Below are 20085 nucleotides of genomic sequence, written 5' to 3' on the forward strand. Positions count from 1 at the left end.
GCGCGGTCCGGCGTCGCTCAGGCGGGTTCCCCGGTGGCCGGCGCCTCCCCGACCGGTCCGCCGTCCATCCCGGGCACCGCGACGCGGCGGAGCAGCCCGGGGCCGACGGCCGGCCCGGAGTCCTTCTCGCCCGGCTCCGGCAGCCACGCCGCCGTGTCGTCGTCACCGTCGTCGTCCCCGTCCGGGACGGCCGGCGGGCCGATCGGATCCGCCGCGACGGCGGGTACGAGCACCGTCGTCGCCGGGCGCGGCACCCGGCCGTCACCCGCCCGGGGTGCCGGGGCCGCCGGGCCGGCCGGCAGCAGCCGGGGCGGCACCGCGTCCGGGGCGACGACCGGGGCGAGCCCGGCCACCACCGTGTTCACGATCTCCGCCGCGTACGCCCCGTCCGGGTCGTAGTCGGGGTCGAAGACGGTCAGCTCGACGCCGAGGCAGTGCGGCGTGTCCACCAGCCCGGCGAGCAGGATCTCCAGCTCGGCGAAGGCGATGCCGCCCGGGTCGGGCGCGTCGACGGCGGGCATCACGGCCGGGTCGAGCACGTCCACGTCGATGTGCACCCAGTAGCCGGCACAGTCGACGAGCTGCTCGTGCGCCCACTGGGCGGTGCGGGCCGCGCCCTCGGCGCGCAACGCCGGCACCGGCCGGGTGGTGATGCCGGCGGCCTGGAGGTCGAGGCGGTACTCGTCCTGCGCGCGGATGCCGAGCACCACCACGTCGATGTCTCGGAAGTAGGGGCGTCGCCCCTCGATGGCGGCCAGGTCGGGCTGCCCCCGCCCGGTCACCAGGGCGAGGTCCTCCCCCGCCGCCGCGCCGACGTAGGAGGCGTTGCCGGGGTGCCGGAAGTCGGAGTGGCCGTCCACGAAGACCAGCCCGATCCGCCCGCCGACCGCCTCGCCGAGCCGGTGCATGGCCAGCGCCGAGCCGAGCAGCACCGAGCAGTCCCCGCCGAGCACCAGCGGGAACTCACCCCGGTCGATGATCGCGCCGATCCGGTCGGCCAGCGCCACCGAGTAGGTCGAGATCTCCGGCGCGTGGCAGACGCCGTCGCCGGGCCGCCAGTCGCCCGGGTCGTACCGGGGCGGGGTGAGACAGCCGGCGTCGCGGGCCCGCAGCCGGGCGAGCAGCCCGTGGTCGCGCAGCGCGCCGGGCGCCTTGCCGCAGCCGGGCACGGAGCTGACCGTCGGCGGGCGCAGCCCGAGGTTCGTCGGCGCGTCGAGGACGGCGATCCGGCGCATCATGAGCTCCCGTCCTCGATGGTCGGGCGGGCCGGCGGCGCGCCGGCCCGCGCGGGCGTGCGACGAATTCAGAACAAGGCGCTGGCCAGGGCGCGTCGGGCGGAAGCCACGGCGGGGTCGTCCGGGCCGGCGATGGTGAACAGGCCGATCAGGTGCTGGCGGACCCGGTCCCGCTCCTCACCGGCGGTGCGGCGAACCAGGCCGACCAGTCGCTGGTAGGCCTGGTCGGCCAGACCGCTGAGCACCTCGATGTCGGCGGCCAGCAGTTGGGCGTCCACGTCGTCGGGGGCCGCCGCGGCGGCGTCGAGCGCCCCCTGCGGGTCCGCCCCGGCCACCCGGCGGGCCAGCCCGACCTGCGCCAGGCCCGCCTCCGCCGCCGCGTCCGTCGGGGACTCGGCCAGGATCTTCCGGTACGCCGCCTCGGCGGCGTCCAGGTCACCGCTCATCAGCGCGTCGTCGGCGGCGTCGAGCCGCGGGTCCTCCGGCTCGGCCACCTCGACGCCGGCGGCCTTGAGCACGGCCTGGATCCACTGCCGTAGCTGCGCCTCGGGCACCACGCCCGGGAAGGCGTCGACCGGCCGCCCGCCGACGATGGCGTAGGTGGTCGGCAACGTCTGGAGTTGGAACATCTGCGCGAGCCGGGGCTGCTGCTGCACGTCGACCCGGGCCAGGAGCCACGCGCCGGCGCCCTCGGCGGCCAGCCGCTCCAGCACCGGTGCGAACTGGTCGCTCTCCGGGTACCCGGCGGCGCCGAAGAAGACCACGACCGGTGTGGCGAGCGAGCGTTCGAGCACCTCGGACTGGATGTTCGCCTCGGTCACGTCGATCACGGCGGCCGAGCCGGCGGGGCTGCCCGGCAGCCCGGCGGGCGGGCCGCCCTGGGACGGTGTGGCGGGAGAGGTGTCGGCCGGTGCGGGGGTGCGCAGCGCGCTGAGGTCGACCGCGCCGCGGGTGAAGATCGACGAGGTGATCCGTGGGTCGCTCATGGTTGTCTAGTCTCGCACGTACCGCACGGAACTCCGCTCACCCGCAACGGCGACGTTGCGACTCTCACCCCTGCTCAGAGTGCGCAAGAAGGGCCTTCCTGACAGACGCCCCGTCAGGAAGGCCCTTCCTGGTGCCTAGAAGCGGGCGGGCTCGCGGTAGACGCCCCACTCGCCGCGCAACGCGTCGCAGATCTCGCCCAGGGTGGCCTCGGCGCGGACCGCGTCCAGCATCGCCGGGATCATGTTCCCGCCGGTCCGGCTGACCTCCACCATCCGGCGTACGGCGGCGGTGACCGCGGCGTCGTCGCGGGCCGACTTGCGCTCGGCCAGCACCCGACGCTGCTCCAGCTCCACCTCGTGCGAGATGCGGAGGATCTCCAGCTCCTTGGCGACCGTGCCGGTGTGGCAGTTGACGCCGACGATCCTCTTGTCGCCCTTCTCCAGCGCCTGCTGGTAGACGAACGCCGACTCGGCGATGTGCCCGGTGAACCAGCCGTCCTCGATGCCGCGCAGGATGCCGGAGGTCATCGGCCCGATCTGGTGCGGCCCGTCGCCGCCGAGCTGCCGGATCCGGGCGAAGATCTCCTCCGCCTCGGCCTCGATCCGGTCGGTGAGCGCCTCGACGTACCAGGCGCCGCCGAGCGGGTCGGCCACGTTGGTCACGCCGGTCTCCTCCATCAGCACCTGCTGCGTCCGCAGGGCGATCTCGGCCGACTCGTCGGTGGGCAGGGCCAGCGTCTCGTCCAGCGCGTTGGTGTGCAGCGAGTTGGTGCCGCCGAGCACCGCCGCCAGCGCCTCCACGGCGGTGCGTACCACGTTGTTGACCGGCTGCTGGGCGGTCAGCGACACCCCGGCGGTCTGCGTGTGGAACCGCAGCCACATCGCCTTCTCGCTGGTCGCGCCGTACACGTCGCGCAGCCAGCGGGCCCAGATCCGGCGGGCGGCGCGGAACTTGGCGATCTCCTCGAAGAAGTCCAGGTGGGAGTCGAAGAAGAAGCTCAGCCCGGGGGCGAACACGTTGACGTCCAGCCCGCGCGACAGGCCCAGCTCGACGTAGCCGAACCCGTCGGCGAGCGTGTACGCCAGCTCCTGCGCGGCGGTCGAGCCGGCCTCGCGGATGTGGTAGCCGGAGACCGAGAGCGGCTTGTAGCGGGGGATCTCCGCCGCGCAGTACTCCATCAGGTCGCCGATCAGGCGCAGGTGCGGCTCGGGGTCGAAGAGCCACTCCTTCTGCGCGATGTACTCCTTGAAGATGTCCGTCTGGAGCGTGCCGTCCAGCGTGGACACATCGGCGCCCTGGCGCTCCGCGGCGACCAGGTACATGCAGAACACCGGCACGGCCGGCCCGGAGATGGTCATCGAGGTGGTGACGCCGGCCAGGTCGATGCCGTCGAAGAGCACCTCCATGTCGGCGGCCGAGTCGATCGCGACGCCGCAGTGGCCGACCTCGCCGAGCGACTGCGGGTCGTCCGAGTCGCGGCCCATCAGCGTCGGCATGTCGAACGCGACGGAGAGCCCGCCACCACCCGCGCCGAGGATCATCTTGTAGCGCTCGTTGGTCTGCTCGGCGTTGCCGAAGCCGGCGAACTGCCGGATGGTCCAGGCCCGTCCGCGGTAGCCGGTCGGGTGCAAACCCCGGGTGTACGGGAACTCGCCCGGCCAGCCGATCCGCTCGAAGCCCGGGTAGGCGGTCCCCTCCGGCGGGCCGTACACCGGGTCGACCGGCAGGCCGGAGAGCGTGGTGAAGTCCGCGTCGCGCTTGCGGGCGGCGTCGTAGCGGGCCTGCCAGCGGGCCCGGCCGGCGGCGATCTCGTCAGCGTCCATGCGCGGAGCTCCTCCTCGGTCCTCGTGAAGACCGAGTGTAGAACGAATGCCTGAACGATCGCTAAGGACCGGCGTACCGGCCGGTAACCCGGGAGCAGGGTCCGTCGCGGTCGGCGCGGAGCAGACAGCGCCGGCCGCCGATCATCCGCAGGTCGCAGAAGACCCGATGGCGTACGCCCTGCTCGCCTCGGCCGACACGGTGGTCTCCCCGGGGTCGGCCGAGGTGAGCACGCCCGACCAGCGGGCGACCACCAGGGCCAGGCGCACCGCGCCGGCCAGGTCACCGGCCACCACTGGCAGGTGGATGACGAACCGGTCCGGCATCGCGCTCACCTCTCGCGTCGGAGCACTGGAAGGGCGGATCCACCCGGCCGCCCCGCCCGGGCGAGGTGGAGCCAATCCGCCCGCCCGACGCCTGACCGAGGCGATCAGCCCCGACGCTCGTTCCGGACAGGACAGGGCACGACTGGAACGCCACGGGTGTCTGCGGCACCCTGACACACCCATGGCGTTCCACCCACCGCCCCGACAGGGCTTGACTGGAACGCCATGGGTGTTTGGCGCCCGCGGTGAACGACCGGGGAAGGCCGGCACAGGCATCTCCCGTGCCGGCTTATGCGAACCCACTCACCGGCCCCGGCGTCGCTGGGCGAGCGGGATCAGCCGAGAGACGTGCCCGGGTCCCCGATCGCCACGTCGTCCACCCGGATGTTGATCTCGTCGACGCGCAGCCCGTACGCCTCGACAGCGGACGTGACCGCGGCCCGCACACCGTCGGTGACCTGCGGCACCGGGTGACCGCCGTCGATCACGATGACCAGGTTGACCACGGCCGCGCCGTCGGTGACATGGGCCGAGCAGCCGCGCCGGGCGTCGCCGACCTGGTCCAGGCCGACCCGGTCCAGCACGGCGTTGAAGAACCGGGCCACGTCGCCGCCCAACTCGGCCACGCCGGGCACGGACTTCGCGGCGGCCACCGCGATCTTCTCCACCACCTCGTCGGCGACGTGCGTCGTCCCGCCCGCCGTGGCCGCCGGCGTGATCGACAGCTCCTGCGTAGCCTCGTGCTCCACGCTTTCCCCCACCCTCGCTCCAACCGACCCCGGGAGCGTACAAGCCACACCGTCCCGGCCACGCCCCCGCCCGACACCACCGTCGATCATGGACTTTGTGCCCGGCGAATGCCCCTTGTGTCGCCTTTGCCGGGGCAGTAACCGCAAGATCGACGGGTCAGGTGGCGAGTTGGGTGAGGAGGTCGGCGGCGGCTGCGTAGGGGTCCAGGGCGCCCTGGGCGACCTTCGCGGCGAGCTCGGGGAGCTGCGTACCGTCGCGCAGTGAGCCGATCCGGGCGCGGAGCGCGCCCAGCGCGATCGCCTCGATCTCGGCGGCGGCCCGCGCCTCCCGGCGACGGCGCAGTTCGTCGTGGCGCTCCAGCCAGTCGCGGTGCTTGTCGATCGCGGCGGCGATGTCGTCGATGCCCTCGGCGCGGGCCGCGATCGCGCGCACCACCTGCGGACGCCACTCCCCCGGCCCACGCTCGCCGAGCGCGATCATGCCCTGGATGTCGCGGACCGTGGCGTCCGCGCCGTCCCGGTCGGCCTTGTTCACCACGAACACGTCGGCGATCTCCAGGATGCCGGCCTTGACCGCCTGGATGGCGTCGCCCATGCCCGGCGCGAGCAGCACCAGCGTGGTGTCGGCCAGCGAGGCCACCTCCACCTCGGCCTGCCCCACCCCGACGGTCTCCACCAGCACCACGTCGCAGCCGGCGCCCTCCAGCACGCGCACCGCCTGGGGCGTCGCGGCGGAGAGCCCGCCGAGGTGGCCCCGGCTCGACATGGAACGGATGTAGACGCCGGGATCGGTGGCGTGGTCCTGCATCCGGACCCGGTCGCCGAGGATCGCCCCGCCGGTGAACGGGCTGGACGGGTCGATGGCCAGCACACCGACCCGGTGACCGCGCGCCCGCAGCGCGCGTACCAGCTCGTTCGTGGTGGTCGACTTGCCCACGCCCGGCGAACCGGTCAGCCCGACCACCTGGGCGTGCCCGGCGAACGGCGCGAGGGCCGCCGCGACCTGCGGCAGCACCTCGTCGCCGGACTCGACCAGGGTGATCAGCCGGGCCACCGCACGGGCGTCGCCCGCGCGGGCCCGCTCGACCAGCAGGGGTACGTCGCGGCTGCGGCGCACCGGAGGGGTGGCCGGGTTGGTCACGTCACTCACGCGTGCGACTCGCCGCCCGTCGGCACGTGGATGATCAGCGCGTCGCCCTGGCCACCACCGCCGCAGAGCGCCGCCGCGCCGGTGCCGCCACCGCGTCGCTTCAGCTCCAGCGCCAGCGTGAGCACCAGCCGGGCGCCGGACATGCCGATCGGGTGGCCCAGCGCGATCGCGCCGCCGTTGACGTTGACCTTGTCCGCGCTGATCCCGAGGTCACGGGTCGACTGGATGCCGACCGCGGCGAACGCCTCGTTGATCTCGATGAGGTCGAGGTCGTCCAGGCTCAGGCCGCCCTTGCGCAGCGCGTGGTTGATGGCGTTGGACGGCTGCGAGTGCAGGGAGTTGTCCGGCCCGGCCACGTTGCCGTGCGCGCCGATCTCGGCCAGCCAGGTCAGGCCCAGCTCGGTGGCCTTGGCCTTGCTCATCACGACCACCGCGGCGGCGCCGTCGGAGATCGGCGAGGAGCTGCCGGCGGTGATGGTGCCGTCCTTGGCGAAGGCGGGACGCAGCCGGCCCAGCGACTCGGCGGTCGTGTCCGGCCGGATGCCCTCGTCCTCGCTGACCACCAGCGGGTCGCCCTTGCGCTGCGGAATGATCACCGGGGTGATCTCCTCGGCGAAGTGGCCGTTCTTCTGGGCGGCGGCGGCGCGCTGGTGGCTGGCGGCGGCGAAGGCGTCCTGCTCCTGGCGGGTGATGCCGTGCTTCGCGCCGTGCCGCTCGGTGGACTCGCCCATCGAGCAGCAGTCCCAGGCGTCGGTGAGACCGTCGAGCGCCATGTGGTCCTTGACCGTGACGTCGCCGTACTTGTAGCCGGAGCGCTGCCCGAGCAGCAGGTGCGGGGCGTTGGTCATCGACTCCATGCCACCGGCCACCACGATGTCGAACTCGCCGGCCCGGATGAGCTGGTCGGCCAGCGCGATGGCGTCCAGCCCGGAGAGGCACACCTTGTTGATGGTCAGCGCCGGGGTGGACATCGGGATGCCGGCCTCGACGGCGGCCTGGCGGGCCGGGATCTGCCCGGCGCCGGCCTGGAGCACCTGCCCCATGATCACGTACTGCACCTGGTCCGGTGCCACGCCGGCGCGCTCCAGCGCCGCCTTGATCGCGATGCCACCGAGTTTGGTCGCGGGGAGGTCCTTGAGGTTGCCCAGCAGGCGCCCCATCGGGGTTCGCGCGCCGCTGACGATCACCGAAGCCATTGCCTGCCTCCGAGGGGTGCCGACCTGTACGCCTTAACGATTGTTCGGTCAGACTAGCGCCATGGCTGAGAACTCCCCCGTCGAGCCCGCTGCCGAGTTTGTCACAGACATCGGTCTGCGCCGCATCGACCACGTCGGGATCGCGGTCGCGGACCTGGACGCCGCGATCGACTTCTACCAGCGCACCTTCGGGATGCGCTGCGTGCACACCGAGACGAACGACGAGCAGGGCGTACGCGAGGCGATGCTGGCGGTCGGGCCGGACGCCTCCGGCGGCATGGTGCAGTTGCTCGCCCCGCTCTCGCCGGACACCACCATCGGCAAGTTCCTGGACAAGCGCGGGCCGGGCATCCAGCAGGTCGCGTACACGGTGGCGGACATCGACGTGGCCTGCGCGGCGCTGCGCGAGCGCGGCGTCCGGCTGCTGTACGAGGCGCCCCGGCGCGGCACGTCGGACTCCCGGGTGAACTTCGTGCACCCGAAGGACGCCGGCGGCGTGCTGATCGAGCTGGTCCAACCCGCCTGAGGCGCAAGGAAGGGCCCCTTGTTAACAGACGTCTGTTAACAAGGGGCCCTTCCTAACAAGTGGGAACACGCGCGGCCATGCGCGGTTGCGCGTTCCCACGGACATCTCCACGCATCGGCCGATGCAGTTTTTCACACAGCCCTTCCGGCCCAAGCTACCGTTCAGTAACGTCCCGGCCCACAGGAGCGCGACCGGTGCCGGATGTGTCGATTGCCGACATGGCGGTCCCGTCGCACCGGCGCCGACGATGGCAGCACCCCTGCCCCGGTGCGGGTGCTGACGAACGGGAGGTCACCGTGCAGGACATCCTTGAAGCGATCATGGCGACGGAGGGCTCGGCGCGGCCGGAACGGGAGCTCGCCGGCCTGGCCGGCCTGCCGGTGCCGGAGAGCTACCGGGGCGTGGTGGTGCGGGCCGAGGACACCCGGATGTTCGAGGGCATGGCCACCCGGGACAAGGACCCGCGCAAGGCGCTGCACGTCCAGGAGGTGCCCACCCCCGAGCTGGGGCCGGGCGAGGCGCTGGTCGCGGTCATGGCCAGCGCGATCAACTACAACACGGTGTGGACCAGCATCTTCGAGCCGCTGCCCACGTTCAAGTTCCTCCAGCGTTACGGCCGGCTCTCCGAGCTGACCCGCCGCCACGACCTCCCGTACCACGTGGTCGGCTCGGACGCGGCCGGCGTGGTGCTGCGGACCGGCCCCGGCGTGACCCGGTGGAAGACCGGCGACGAGGTGGTGGCGCACTGCCTGTCGGTCGAGCTGGAGGACGCCGCCGGCCACGACGACACCATGCTCGATCCGCAGCAGCGGATCTGGGGCTTCGAGACCAACTTCGGCGGCCTGGCCGAGCTGTGCGTGGTCAAGGCCAACCAGCTGATGCCGAAGCCACGCCACCTGAGCTGGGAGGAGGCGGCCAGCCCCGGGCTGGTCAACTCCACCGCGTACCGGCAGCTCGTCTCGCACCACGGCGCGAACATGAAGCAGGGCGACGTGGTGCTGATCTGGGGCGCCTCCGGCGGCCTGGGCGGCTACGCCACCCAGATGGCGCTGGGCGGCGGCGCGATCCCGGTCTGCGTGGTCTCCTCGCCGGAGAAGGCCGAGCTGTGCCGGAGGATGGGCGCCGAGCTGGTCATCGACCGCACCGCCGAGGGCTTCCGGTTCTGGTCCGACGAGCAGACCCAGGACCAGGACGAGTGGCGGCGCTTCGGCGAGCGGATCCGCGAGCTGACCGGCGGTGAGGACCCGGACATCGTCTTCGAGCACCCGGGCCGGGAGACGTTCGGCGCCAGCGTCTACGTCGCCAAGAAGGGCGGCACGATCGTCACCTGCGCCTCCACCAGCGGGTTCCTGCACCAGTACGACAACCGCTACCTGTGGATGCACCTCAAGCGCATCGTCGGCAGCCACTTCGCCAACTATCACGAGGCGTGGCAGGCCAACCGGCTCGTCGCGCTCGGCAAGGTGCACCCGACGGTGTCGAGGACGTACCCGCTGGAGCAGACCGGTCAGGCCGCGTACGAGGTGCACCGCAACGCGCACCAGGGCAAGGTCGGCGTGCGCTGCCTGGCGCCCACCGACGGGCTCGGCGTCCGGGACACCGAGCTGCGCTCCCGGCACGAAAGCGCGATCAACCGGTTCCGCGGGCACTGACCGTACGGCGTCGACGGATTGCCTTTCCGGCGGAGCGGGACGCCATTCGACTGTCGTCCGGACAGTCATGAAGACAGTCGTGAACACAAAGGGCCGCGGGCACCCGTCCGCGGCCCTTTCCCGCCGACCGTCCGGCGTCACCGTCCGGCCCGGGACCTGCCAAGATCGCCGATTGGTCCGGTCCCCCGGCCGACAGAAGTTGACCATGTAAAGAGGACGCGAAAGCTGCCGACCACTCTTGCGAACCACCCTGGGGGGTCTGCGAGTATGTCCCAATGCCCCAGCAGCAGTCCTCCCCTCTTGCGTTCTTCGATAACGCGAACTCACAGCCCGATTTCACTGTTGGCCTGCGCGGATACAACACCAACCAGGTCGACGACTTCATCGGCCGGCTGAGCGCCGCACTGAGCCAGTCCGAGCAGGCCCGCGCCGAGGCCGAGCAGCGGATGAACGACGCCCAGCGCCGGCTCCGGCAGGCCGAGCAGCGCCAGGGCGCGCTCGAGCAGAAGCTCACCGAGACCAACAAGCAGCTCGAGGAGAACAGCCGGCCGACCCTCTCCGGCCTGGGGACCCGCGTCGAGCAGATCCTGCGGCTGGCCGAGGAGCAGGCCAACGACCACCGCAACGAGGCCAAGCGCGAGTCGGAGGGCATCCTCTCCGCCGCCCGCCTGGAGGCGCGCGAGATCACCGACAAGGCACGCGCCGAGGCCGCCGCCATGAAGGCCACCGCCGAGCGGGAGGCCGGCACCGTCCGCACCGCCGCCGAGCGGGAGGCCGCCGAGGTCCGCGTGCAGGCCCGCCGGGAGGCGGACACGCTGCGTTCCGACGCCGACCGGGAGACCAAGCAGCTGCGTACGGTCACCGCGCACGAGGTGGCCGAGCTGAAGTCGACGGTCGAGCGGGAGGTCGCCACGCTGCGCGCCACCGCCGAGCGGGAGATCACCCAGCAGCGGGCCAAGGCCGCCCGGGAGGCCGAGGAGAAGCGGGCCGAGGCGACCAAGCTGCTCACCGACGCGCGCGACAAGCGCGACAAGGACCTCCAGGCTCTGGAGCTCCAGCTCGCCGAGCGGCGCGAGAAGTCCGAGCGCGAGGAGTCGGCGCGGCACGCCGCCCAGGTCACGCAGACCCAGAAGATGGTCAACGAGGCCGAGCAGCGGGCCCGGGCCGCCCAGGAGCGGGCCAAGGAGATCGAGCAGCGGGCCGAGTCGCGCCGGGTCGAGTCCGAGCGCACCGCCAACGACACGGTCGACAAGGCCAAGGCGCTGGCCGACAAGACGCTCAACGAGGCGCGGGCCGAGGCGCAGCGGGTGCTCAACGAGGCCCGCACCGAGGCCGAGCTGACCACGCAGGCGGCCCGCCGCGAGGTCGAGGACCTGACCCGCCAGAAGGACGCGGTCACCTCCCAGCTCGGGCAGATGCTCTCCGGCCTGGCGGGCATCGTGCCGGGCGTGCCGGCGGGCGGCAACAAGGCGGCCGAGGCGCCGAAGGCCGACACCTCCGGGCAGAAGGTCACGGCCGAGACGGCCGGCTGAGCCACCACCCGCTGACGGGGCATGCGCCACGGCGCGGGGTGACACCGGGTGACCGGTGCCCCCCGCGCCGTCATGCTTTCCCCGGCCCGTTTCGCCACGAGGGTGAAGTAGGTCCCAGAAGGGGCGTCCGTATCGCCCCCGCGGAGGCGGAGGCGTGTGAGGATGGGGGCATGTCGCACGGCGAGGAACTGTTCGCGCTCGGCGGGGACGTGACCACGGAGCCCAGCTTCGAGTCCGCGCTGCGGGGATACGAGAAACGACAGGTCGACCGCTACGTCGCCCGCGCGGAACACGAGATCGCGGCGCTGACCACCGAGCGGGAACAGGCGTACACCCAGATCCACAAGCTCGCCGGCCAGGTCGAGGTGCTCCAGCGCGACCTCGCCCAGGTGCGCAAGCAGGTCGGTGTGGTGGACCGCGCCTCGTTCCGGCACCTCGGTCCCCGGGTCGAGCAGATCCTCACCATGGCCGAGGAGCAGGCCGACGACATCCTCGCCGCCGCCAACGAGGAGATCGAGGCCCGTCGGGCCGCCGCCGAGCACATCGTCGAGGAGGCCCGGGAGCAGGCCGCGCAGGCGCTCAACGACTTCGAGATCGCGCTCGCCGCCCGCCGCGCCGAGGAGGAGCGGCACACCGCGACCCGCAAGGCCGAGGCGGAGGCGACGCTGAAGGCCGCCAGGGACGAGTCCGCCAAGCTGCGTACGGCCGCCCAGGACGAGGCCGAGAAGCTGCGCCGGACCGCCCAGGACGCGCTGGCCAAGGCGCAGCAGGAGGCCACCCAGCTACGGGACACCGCCAAGGAGATCCACGCCCGGGCCCAGCAGGAGGCGGCCCGGCTGCGCGAGGCCGCCAAGGAGGTGCTGGCCAAGGCGCAGCAGGAGGCCAGCCAGCTCCGCGAGGCGGCCAAGGAGGTGCACGCCAAGGGCCAGCAGGAGGCCAAGCGGCTCACCGACGCCGCCGCCGAGGCGGGCCGGGCCACCCACGCCAAGGCGCTCGCCGAGGCCAAGAAGATCGTCGACGACGCGGAGGAGGCCGCCAAGGCCACCCGCGGCCGGGCCCGTACCGAGGCCAGTCGGCTCACCACCGAGGCCACCGAGGCCGGTAAGCGCAACCGCGCCGAGGTCGAGGCGTACGTGCAGCGGATGCGCACCGAGACCGAGGCGTACGTGCAGCAGTCCCGCGCGCAGACCCAGCAGGAGCTGGGCGCGTGGCGGGCCGGGGTGGAGAAGGAGGTCGCCGGCCAGCGCGAGAAGGCGGAGAAGGAGCTGGCCCAGCGCCGCGCCGCCGCCGAGCAGGAGTTCGCCAAGCGCCGCGACGAGCTCGACAAGCAGCACACCAGCCGGCACGAGGAGCTGGAGCAGGCGTACGCTGCCCGGCGCGACGAGATCGAGCGCAACGCCGCGAGCATCCGGCAGGCCGCCGAGTCCGACGCGCTCACCATGCGGCAGCAGGCCGAGCTGGAGGCCGCCGAGCTGCTGCGCCGGGCCGAGGCGGACGCCACCGAGCAGCGCCGCCGGGCCGACGAGCACGTGGCGGCCTCGCGTCGCCAGTTCGAGGAGTACGCGGCCACCACCCAGCAGCACCTGGCCACCACCCAGCAGCACCTCGCCGCCACCCAGCAGGAGGTGGCCGCCGGCCGGCAGCAGCTCGCCCACGTGATGCTGGAGATCGCCACGGCGCAGCAGGAGCTGGCCGACCTGCGCACCGGGACGTGGAAGTCCCGGCAGGAGTCCGACGACCTGGAGCGCCGGCTCACCGAGCTGCGTCGGGACGCCGACTCGGCCGGCATCTCGGCCACCCCGGTCGACCCGGCGGAGCTGGCCACCGCCGCCACCGGCGGCCGGCCGGCGGGGGACGGCGTGCCCGTGGGTGGCGGCGCCCCGGGGGGCCGTGGCCCGGCGAAGGGCACCGCCGCGGTCTCGGCCAACGGCGCCGGGCCGGAGCAGGGCGGGAACCGGTCGGCCGGCGAGCCGGCGGAGGCCGGGCCGGCGAAGCCGATCGCCGAGCCGGTGACCACGATGGACTCGGCCGTCGGCACGGGTGTCGACGGGGAGCCCACCGTGGCCGCCGTGCCGGGCGAGGGTGGCCGGGGCGCCACCCCGACGAAGATCACCAGCACCGGCGAGAACGGCAAGCGCCCGACCAAGCCCACCACCGACGAGCGCAGCGCCAAGCCCAGCGCGGTCACCGTCGACAAGGACTGACCCGCCTCGGGAGTGATCAAGGAGTTCGCGTCACAGTCGATCTCCGCGATGACGCAAACCCCTTGCTCACCCATCCCCGTGCACGCGGGGGAGGGCCGGCCGGGTGAGCGCTACTCGGCGCGCCGCTGGGCCGGGCCGGGGACCGGGGTGTCGGCGAACGCGGCGACCGTCCGGTCCGCGTACGCGCTGACGTCGCCGGTCTCCATCGGGCCGTCCCAGCTCGTCGGCAGCGGCACCGGCACGCCCGGGGCGACGCGCCGGACGATCTCGTCGAGCGCCTTCTCCGCGTCGCCGACCCAGAGGTGCTTGGCGCCGTCCACGCCGACCACCTCGGCCTGCGGCACGGCGGCGAACCGCTGCCGGGCCTCGTCCGGGCGCAGGTAGTCGTCGAACTCCGGCACCAGGGCGGTCAGCGGCCGGCCCGAGTCGGCCCAGACCGCGAGATCCTCCGGGGCGGAGAAGCGCAACGGCGGGGAGAGCAGGATCGCGCCGGCGACAGCCGGGTCGCAGCCGTACTTCAGCGCCAGGTCGGTGCCGAACGACCAGCCGACCAGCCAGATGTTCGGCAGCTCGTGGAACTCGGCGTACTCGATCGCGGCGGCCACGTCGAACCGCTCGCTGACGGCGTTGTCGAACGCCCCCTCGCTGGTGCCGCGGACGCTGCTGGTGCCCCGGGTGTTGAACCGGAGCACGGCCAGGTCGGCCAGCGCGGGCAGCCGCCAGGCGGCCTTGCGCAACACGTGGCTGTCCATCATCCCGCCGTGGGTGGGCAGCGGGTGCAGGCACACCAGCGTGCCGACCGGCTCGCGCTCCACCGGCCGGGCCAGCTCGCCGACGAGTGTCAGCCCGTCGGCGGTGTGCAGCTCGATGTCCTCCCGGCGGCCGGGCAGGATCGACGACGCGCGAATCGGAGTGCTCACCGTGCCAGTGTCCCGCGCCGCCGGCCCCGCCGCCCGCCGGGGCGGGAACCGGGTGATCCAGATCGCTCAGCCGTGCCGGGGGGCGCCCCGGCCGCGCTGGAGGTTGGGGGCGCGCCGGTCCCGGGCCCGCCAACAGCCGCTGTGCCAGTGCCGGCGGTCGGTCAGGTCACCCCGGTCGTCGGCCGGCCAGGCCACCAGGTGCGCCACGCCCGGACGGATCTCCTGGTCACACCCGGGACAACGGTACGTCTTGGCGGAGGCGCCGCCGCTGATCCCACGCACCTGCCAGTCGCCGTCGCGCCACTGCTGCACGGTCGACACGCCGTGGCGGGCTCGTTCGGCGTCCAGACCGGTGGTCTCGTCCCGGCGGGGCCGATTGCGACGGGGGCTCACGGTCACCAAGCGTACGGCCCGCATCCGGGCGATCCTGGTACGGCCCCGCGCTTCCGGGGCGGCTCCCGTACCAGGATCTCGCACGGTCAGGGCCACGTCGTCAGGTCGGACGGATCCTTCGCCAGTCGCGCGTCGGCAAGCAGCATCCCCGCCTCCGCCTCGGTGAATCCGGGCACCGCCGTGCCGACGGTGGCCCTCAGCTCCACCTTCGGGACGCCGACCAGGTCGAGCGTCCATCCACCAGGCACCACGTACGCCGGCCGGCCGGCGTACGACCGGTTGGCCTTGGTGCTGGTGCCGGCGCCCACCGCGTAGCGATACCAGACGGTCATCGTCGCGCCGTTCCGCATCACCGAGAACTGGGCGGTGACCAACTTCGGGTACGAGGAGACGTCGGCGCGGCACGAGTCGACAATCGATCCCTCCGGAAGCGCGTCGATCCGTACCGGCGCGGCGCACCGGCGTGCCTCGTCCCACCGGAGGGCGTTCACCGCTCGGGCCAGCACCGAGAGGTCACCGCTGCTGGTGGCCGCGCGGGCGAAGACTCCCGGTGCGGGCTGCCAGGACTGGATCCAGGCGACGGGCGTGCGACCGTCCGTGCCGACCCTGGACCAGCGCCCACCGTCGAACCTGAGCCGTTCCCGGCTCACCTTCGCCGAGAACCCGTCGATCTCGCGGACATCGAGTTCCTGCCGGGAACGCGCCACCTGCACCGTGACCGGCGGCCCGTGCCCGGTGTCCACCTGGATCGACTCGACCTGGCCGAGGACCTCCCAGTTCAGGTAACGGACCTGGGTCGGGTCGACGCCGAAGTGCAGCACCCGCGGATCGGCGCCGACCCGGGCCGGGTCGGTGGCCGCCCCCGGTACCCCGTCGGCCGTCGGCGGCACCGGGGGCGGGGGCGTCGCCGGGGTGGCGGCGGTCCAGGGCAGGCGCCCCGCCAACCCGCCCACATCCGCCCGCTCCACCCCGACGAGGCCGAGCACGCCGACCAGGGCAAGCGCGGTGCCGGCGGCGGCCAGGCGGCGCGCCTGCCGACGCCGGCCGAGCGTGCGGGAACCGCGCAGCAGGCGGCCGGTGTCGGTCTCCCCTTCGGCGTGCTCCCGCAGCACTGAGGCGATCCGCTGGTCGAGGTCGGTCACGGCCGGCTCCCCTTGGTCGTCGGGACGCCGCAGCGCTCCCGGAGGTGGGCGAGCGCCCGCATCGCGTGGGTGCGGACGGTGACCGGGGAGCAGTCGAGGATCTGGGCGATCGTCGCGTCGTCCAGGTCCTCGTAGTAGCGCAGCACGAGCACGGCGCGCTGGCGGTCGGGCAGGGCACGGATCAGCCGCCACATCTCGTCCCGGTCGGCCGCCTCGCCGTCGAGGTCGCCCCGCTCGGGCCGCTCGGCGAACGTGTCCATCGCCAGCTCGCGGTTGGACCGCCGCCGCCACCAGGAGTGGTTGGCGTTGACCAGCATCCGGCGCACGTACACGTCGGGCCGGTCGGCGCGGGCGATCCGCCGCCAGTGCACGTACGCGCGGGCCAGCACGTCCTGGGTCAGGTCCTCGGCGCGGTGCGCGTCGCCGGTCAGCAGCCGGGCCAGGCGTAACAGGGCCGGGCCCCGGCTGCCGACGTACTCCTCGAAGGTCACACCCTCATGACGCCGTCACCGGCGCAGGCCGTTGACCGGTCAGCGGCTGGTGTGGTCGCGGAACCCGCGACCGCTCTTGCGGCCCAGGTAGCCGGCGGTGACCAGGTGCTCCAGCAGCGGCGCCGGCGCGAAGCCGGGCTCGCGCAGTTCCAGGTACAGCTCCCGCTGGATGGCCAGCGAGACGTCCAGGCCGACGACGTCGAGCAGCTCGAACGGGCCCATCGGGTAGCCGCAGCCGAGCTTCATCGCGTGGTCGATGTCGTCGGCGGTGGAGTAGCTGGCCTCCAGCATCTTCACCGCGTCGTTCAGGTACGGGAAGAGCAGCGCGTTGACGATGAAACCGGACCGGTCGCCGCAGACCACGCCGGTCTTGCCGAGCGTGGCGCAGACCGCGCGGGCGGTGGCCGACGTCTCGGCGGAGGTGCGGATGGTCCGCACGATCTCCACCAGCGGCATGATCGGCGCCGGGTTGAAGAAGTGCAGGCCGATCACGTCGGCCGGGCGCTGGGTGGCCATCGCCACGTCGATCACCGGCAGCGACGAGGTGGTGGTGGCGAGCACCACGCCCGGCTTGCAGATCTCGTCCAGGCTGGCGAACAGCGCCTTCTTGACGCTCAGCTCCTCGACCACGGCCTCGACCACCAGGTCGACGTCGGCGAGGTGCTCCAGCGTGGCGGACCAGGTGATCCGGCCCAGCGCGGCGTCCCGGTCGGTCTCGGCGAGCTTGCCCCGGACGACACCCTTGTTGAGCGAGGTCTTGACCGCCTCGCAGACCTTGGCGGACTTCTCCGCGCCCCGGGTCACCGAGATGACCTCGTAGCCGGCCTTGGCGAAGACCTCGATGATGCCGGTGGCCATGGTCCCGGAACCGACCACACCGACCTTCGCGACCACGCGCGCGCCGTCGGCGAGCGCGGCCTCCGCGGCCACCGGCGTGTGCTCGTCGGGTACGACCTTCGGCGAGCCCGGCCGCTCGTAGGTGTAGAAGCCGCGGCCGGACTTCCGGCCGAGCAGCCCGGCGGTGACCATCTGCTTGAGCAGCGGGGCCGGGGCGTGCCGGCGGTCCCGGCCGCCGCGCCGGTACATCGTGTCCAGGATCTCGTACGCGGTGTCCAGGCCGATCAGGTCCATCAGCGCCAGCGGGCCCATCGGCAGGCCGCAGCCGAGCTTCATGGCGGCGTCGATGTCCTCGCGGGTGGCGTAGCGTGCCTCGAACATGCCGACCGCGTGGTTCAGGTAGCCGAAGAGCAGCGCGTTCGCGATGAAGCCGGCCCGGTCACTGATCGTCACGTCGACCTTGCCGAGGCGGGCGCAGAGCGCCTCCACGTCGGCCACCACCTCGGCGGAGGTGACCACCGTGCGAACCACCTCGACCAGCTTCATCACCGGCGCGGGGTTGAAGAAGTGGATGCCGATGACCTGGTTCGGCCGGGTGGTGGCGACCGAGATCTCGGTGACGCTCAGCGACGAGGTGTTGGTGGCCAGGATGGCGTCGGGCTTGCAGACCCGGTCCAGCTCGGCGAAGATCCGCTGCTTGAGGTCCAGGTGCTCGGGCACCGCCTCGATCACCAGGTCCACGTCGTGCAGCGCGCCCAGCCCGACCCGGAAGTCCACCCGCGCCAGCAGCGCGTCCCGGTCGGCCTCGGCGAGCTTGCCCTTGGCCACCGCACGGTCGGTGGAGCCGGTGAGCGTGACCCGGCCGCGTTCCAGCGCGGCGTCGGAGATCTCCACCGCGGTCACGTCGACGCCGTTGCGGGCGAACACCTCGACGATGCCGGCACCCATGGTGCCCAGACCCACCACGCCCACCCGGGTGAACTCGCGCGCCACGACCGGCCTCCCTCGGTTGCCTCCGCCGTTGCCGACATGAACGGCCGCTAAGGTTATGCGCCGGAGTCTGCCACGTGACGCTGTGTTGTCGAGACGCGGTGGGATATTTCACGCACCACGCCTCACGCCGGCGCGGTCACCCCGGCGAGCGCCAGCAGTTCGGCGACGAACTCGGCGGGCCGTTCCAGGTGCGGGCTGTGCCCGCAGCCCGGCAGCGCCACCTCCCGGTACGACCCGCCGGCCGCCGCGTACCGGTCCAGCACCGCGCGGGTCTGGCCGACCATCGGCTGCGGCGGACATCCCTCGGCGCCGGGCCAGCCGGGCACGATCCCGAGCTGACCGAGGTACGCCAGGTCGAACAGCGAGGTGTCCGAGACGATCACGTCGGCGTCGCCGCGTACCCAGGTCACCGGCGGCTTGACCGGCACGGCGACCAGCTCGTCGGCGAGCCGGAAGTGAATCGGGGCCAACGCGTTGAGCACGCCGCGCCGCCCGGCGGCGGTCCCCGGCCAGTGGTCCGACGCGGCTGCGGTGCCGGGATAGTTGTCGCCCCCGGTGGCGGTGGTCAGCATGCTCTCCAGCAGCAGGTCCTCGTGGTCGCCGAGCGACGCCGGGTCGGCCACGTACGCGGCGCGCAGCACGTTGCGCGGGCTGGTGGGGCCGTCGGCGCCCCGGTCACCGGCGGCGAGCCGGGCCACGAAGTCCGGGTTCGCGCCGCCCGCGCCGGTGCCGGCGAAGTCGGGCGTGGTGGGGGCGCCGTCGAGGTCCCGGGTTCCCCCGAAGCCGTACGGGGACACCGGCGCCGCCAGCAGCAGCCCGGCCACCCGTTCCGGCCGGTCGACGAGCAGCCGCATCGCCACGCCGCCGCCGAGCGAGTGCCCGACCACCACCGGCCGGGCGCCGGGAGCGAACAGCCCGGGGGCGTCGAGCAGGGCGGCCACGTCGTCGGCGAAGTCACCGACGCCGCGGGTGGCGTCGACCGGCGCGGTGTCGGTCTCGCCGTAGCCGCGCAGGTCGGGCGCGACCACCCGGAGCGTCGCCGGCAGTTCCGGCAGCAGCGGCTCCCAGAACGCCGACGACGAGACGTTGCCGTGCACCAGCAGCACCGGCACGCCGTCGAGTGGCCCGGCCACCCGGACCGCCTGGGTGATGCCGTTGGCCTGGACCGTGTGCCGCGCGCTCCGCATCAGCGCATGCTGGCACACCGCCAGCCGGGAAGCCATGTGCCCGCCCCACACACCGCCGCCCAACCGCGCGCCCTGTTTCACAGAAAGTGCGGCTGTTCGGGCCGCGACAGCCGCACTTTCCGTGAATTCGCGCCCACGATGGACGCGCGGGTGCGCGGCGGTCAGCGGGCGTCGGCGGGCTGCGCCTCGCGGGACTCGATCGACTGCCGGGGCGCCGGGACCGGCAGCGGCAGCGTGGGCCGCTGGTCGCGGCGGGGCGCGCCGAAGGTCATCCCGACCGGGTCGGTGCGGGCCACGCCGGGATCGTAGAGGCGCAGGTCGGTGCGGCCGAGCCGGACCACGTCCCCGTCGGAGATCGGCACGCTGCCGGTGATCCGGGTGTCGTTGAGCCAGGTGCCGTTGGTCGAGCCGAGGTCGGTGAGCAGCACTCCCTCTACGGTGGCCTGGATGGTGGCGTGCCGTCGGCTCAGGTGCGGGTCGGCGAGCACGACGTCGGCGGTCGGCGCGCGGCCGATCACCTGCACGCCCCGGCCGACCCGGAAACTGAGCCCGCGCATCGCTCCGCCCGACACCGTCAGCAACGGCATCAACTCCGGATGCTCCTCCATGGACAGTCGACCTCCACCCCACATCGCCCCGCGGCGTCAGCCTGCCACCTCACCGTAGTGGCTCCCACCCCCGCGCGGTCACCCGCGCGACCCCGGCCGGTCACCTCCCGTTCGCCGTTCGGGTGGCCGCACCGGG

Annotated in this window: 17 protein-coding genes and 1 pseudogene; 4 read left to right on the plus strand and 14 right to left on the minus strand. The window is 73.2% G+C overall.

Annotated elements, in window-relative coordinates; genetic code table 11:
* Positions 1-17: 17 nt before the first annotated feature.
* From TPA0908_RS12280 to TPA0908_RS12310, 7 genes and pseudogenes are all read right to left on the minus strand, one after another.
* Complete coding sequence (locus tag TPA0908_RS12280) at positions 18-1238, minus strand: arginase family protein (RefSeq protein WP_308447826.1); 1221 nt, start codon at positions 1236-1238, stop codon at positions 18-20.
* 65 nt (positions 1239-1303) lie between these two features.
* Positions 1304-2221 carry a tetratricopeptide repeat protein gene (locus TPA0908_RS12285; RefSeq protein ID WP_281937534.1) on the minus strand — a complete coding sequence of 306 codons (918 nt, stop codon included), beginning with the start codon at positions 2219-2221 and terminating at the stop codon, positions 1304-1306.
* A 135-nt stretch (positions 2222-2356) separates the two neighbouring features.
* A complete protein-coding gene (locus TPA0908_RS12290) occupies positions 2357-4045 on the minus strand; it encodes an acyl-CoA mutase large subunit family protein (RefSeq protein WP_281937537.1) in 1689 nt (562 codons plus the stop codon).
* 61 nt (positions 4046-4106) lie between these two features.
* Positions 4107-4369: pseudogene (locus TPA0908_RS12295) on the minus strand (hypothetical protein).
* Between the two features lie 335 nt (positions 4370-4704).
* Positions 4705-5118, minus strand: coding sequence for an Asp23/Gls24 family envelope stress response protein (locus TPA0908_RS12300; RefSeq protein ID WP_281937539.1), 414 nt, complete (start codon positions 5116-5118; stop codon positions 4705-4707).
* A 157-nt stretch (positions 5119-5275) separates the two neighbouring features.
* Complete coding sequence (gene meaB / locus TPA0908_RS12305) at positions 5276-6268, minus strand: methylmalonyl Co-A mutase-associated GTPase MeaB (RefSeq protein ID WP_281937541.1); 993 nt, start codon at positions 6266-6268, stop codon at positions 5276-5278.
* A complete protein-coding gene (locus TPA0908_RS12310) occupies positions 6265-7464 on the minus strand; it encodes an acetyl-CoA C-acetyltransferase (protein WP_281937543.1) in 1200 nt (399 codons plus the stop codon). Before TPA0908_RS12310 ends, meaB begins: the two co-directional genes overlap by 4 nt.
* A 61-nt stretch (positions 7465-7525) precedes the next feature.
* Here TPA0908_RS12310 and mce point away from each other — a divergent pair, with 61 nt between their 5' ends.
* The 4 genes from mce to TPA0908_RS12330 all read left to right on the plus strand — a co-directional run bounded on the left by mce (position 7526) and on the right by TPA0908_RS12330 (position 13378).
* Positions 7526-7990, plus strand: coding sequence for a methylmalonyl-CoA epimerase (gene mce / locus TPA0908_RS12315; protein WP_107157028.1), 465 nt, complete (start codon positions 7526-7528; stop codon positions 7988-7990).
* Between the two features lie 296 nt (positions 7991-8286).
* Positions 8287-9642: a crotonyl-CoA carboxylase/reductase gene (ccrA, locus tag TPA0908_RS12320; protein WP_281937545.1), complete on the plus strand. Its 1356-nt coding sequence runs from the start codon at positions 8287-8289 to the stop codon at positions 9640-9642.
* 275 nt (positions 9643-9917) lie between these two features.
* On the plus strand, positions 9918-11174 hold the full coding sequence (locus tag TPA0908_RS12325) for a DivIVA domain-containing protein (protein ID WP_281937546.1): 1257 nt from the start codon (positions 9918-9920) through the stop codon (positions 11172-11174).
* A 170-nt stretch (positions 11175-11344) separates the two neighbouring features.
* A complete protein-coding gene (locus TPA0908_RS12330) occupies positions 11345-13378 on the plus strand; it encodes a coiled-coil domain-containing protein (RefSeq protein ID WP_281937548.1) in 2034 nt (677 codons plus the stop codon).
* A 110-nt stretch (positions 13379-13488) separates the two neighbouring features.
* Here TPA0908_RS12330 and TPA0908_RS12335 read toward each other — a convergent pair whose 3' ends face one another.
* The 7 genes from TPA0908_RS12335 to TPA0908_RS12365 form a co-directional block, all read right to left on the minus strand.
* Positions 13489-14298 carry an alpha/beta hydrolase gene (locus tag TPA0908_RS12335; protein WP_281937550.1) on the minus strand — a complete coding sequence of 270 codons (810 nt, stop codon included), beginning with the start codon at positions 14296-14298 and terminating at the stop codon, positions 13489-13491.
* A 66-nt stretch (positions 14299-14364) separates the two neighbouring features.
* Positions 14365-14697 (minus strand): hypothetical protein, encoded by a 333-nt coding sequence (locus TPA0908_RS12340; protein WP_281938573.1) that lies wholly within the window; start codon positions 14695-14697, stop codon positions 14365-14367.
* Positions 14698-14777: 80 nt separating this feature from the next.
* Positions 14778-15833: a hypothetical protein gene (locus TPA0908_RS12345; protein WP_281937552.1), complete on the minus strand. Its 1056-nt coding sequence runs from the start codon at positions 15831-15833 to the stop codon at positions 14778-14780.
* The gene (locus TPA0908_RS12350) at positions 15830-16324 is read right to left on the minus strand and encodes a SigE family RNA polymerase sigma factor (protein ID WP_281937554.1); all 495 of its coding nucleotides are present in this window, start codon (positions 16322-16324) and stop codon (positions 15830-15832) included. The genes TPA0908_RS12345 and TPA0908_RS12350 overlap by 4 nt, the downstream gene beginning before the upstream one ends.
* A gap of 39 nt (positions 16325-16363) precedes the next feature.
* Positions 16364-18154 carry a 3-hydroxyacyl-CoA dehydrogenase family protein gene (locus TPA0908_RS12355; RefSeq protein WP_281937556.1) on the minus strand — a complete coding sequence of 597 codons (1791 nt, stop codon included), beginning with the start codon at positions 18152-18154 and terminating at the stop codon, positions 16364-16366.
* A gap of 122 nt (positions 18155-18276) precedes the next feature.
* The gene (locus TPA0908_RS12360; protein ID WP_281937558.1) at positions 18277-19341 is read right to left on the minus strand and encodes an alpha/beta fold hydrolase; all 1065 of its coding nucleotides are present in this window, start codon (positions 19339-19341) and stop codon (positions 18277-18279) included.
* A gap of 161 nt (positions 19342-19502) precedes the next feature.
* Entirely contained in the window at positions 19503-19949 is a 447-nt protein-coding gene (locus TPA0908_RS12365; protein WP_281937561.1) for an FHA domain-containing protein, read from the minus strand.
* Between the last annotated feature and the right edge of the window lie 136 nt (positions 19950-20085).

Origin of the sequence: Micromonospora sp. AKA38, from assembly GCF_027925725.1 — a bacterium.
Lineage (GTDB): Bacteria > Actinomycetota > Actinomycetes > Mycobacteriales > Micromonosporaceae > Micromonospora.

Coding starts and splice junctions, on each gene's coding strand:
- TPA0908_RS12280 (WP_308447826.1), bottom strand. CDS start 1,238: ATGATGCGCCGGATCGCCGTCCTCGACGCGCCGACGAACCTCGGGCTG.
- TPA0908_RS12285 (WP_281937534.1), bottom strand. CDS start 2,221: ATGAGCGACCCACGGATCACCTCGTCGATCTTCACCCGCGGCGCGGTC.
- TPA0908_RS12290 (WP_281937537.1), bottom strand. CDS start 4,045: ATGGACGCTGACGAGATCGCCGCCGGCCGGGCCCGCTGGCAGGCCCGC.
- TPA0908_RS12310 (WP_281937543.1), bottom strand. CDS start 7,464: ATGGCTTCGGTGATCGTCAGCGGCGCGCGAACCCCGATGGGGCGCCTG.
- mce (WP_107157028.1), top strand. CDS start 7,526: ATGGCTGAGAACTCCCCCGTCGAGCCCGCTGCCGAGTTTGTCACAGAC.
- TPA0908_RS12325 (WP_281937546.1), top strand. CDS start 9,918: ATGCCCCAGCAGCAGTCCTCCCCTCTTGCGTTCTTCGATAACGCGAAC.
- TPA0908_RS12330 (WP_281937548.1), top strand. CDS start 11,345: ATGTCGCACGGCGAGGAACTGTTCGCGCTCGGCGGGGACGTGACCACG.
- TPA0908_RS12360 (WP_281937558.1), bottom strand. CDS start 19,341: ATGCGGAGCGCGCGGCACACGGTCCAGGCCAACGGCATCACCCAGGCG.
- TPA0908_RS12365 (WP_281937561.1), bottom strand. CDS start 19,949: ATGGAGGAGCATCCGGAGTTGATGCCGTTGCTGACGGTGTCGGGCGGA.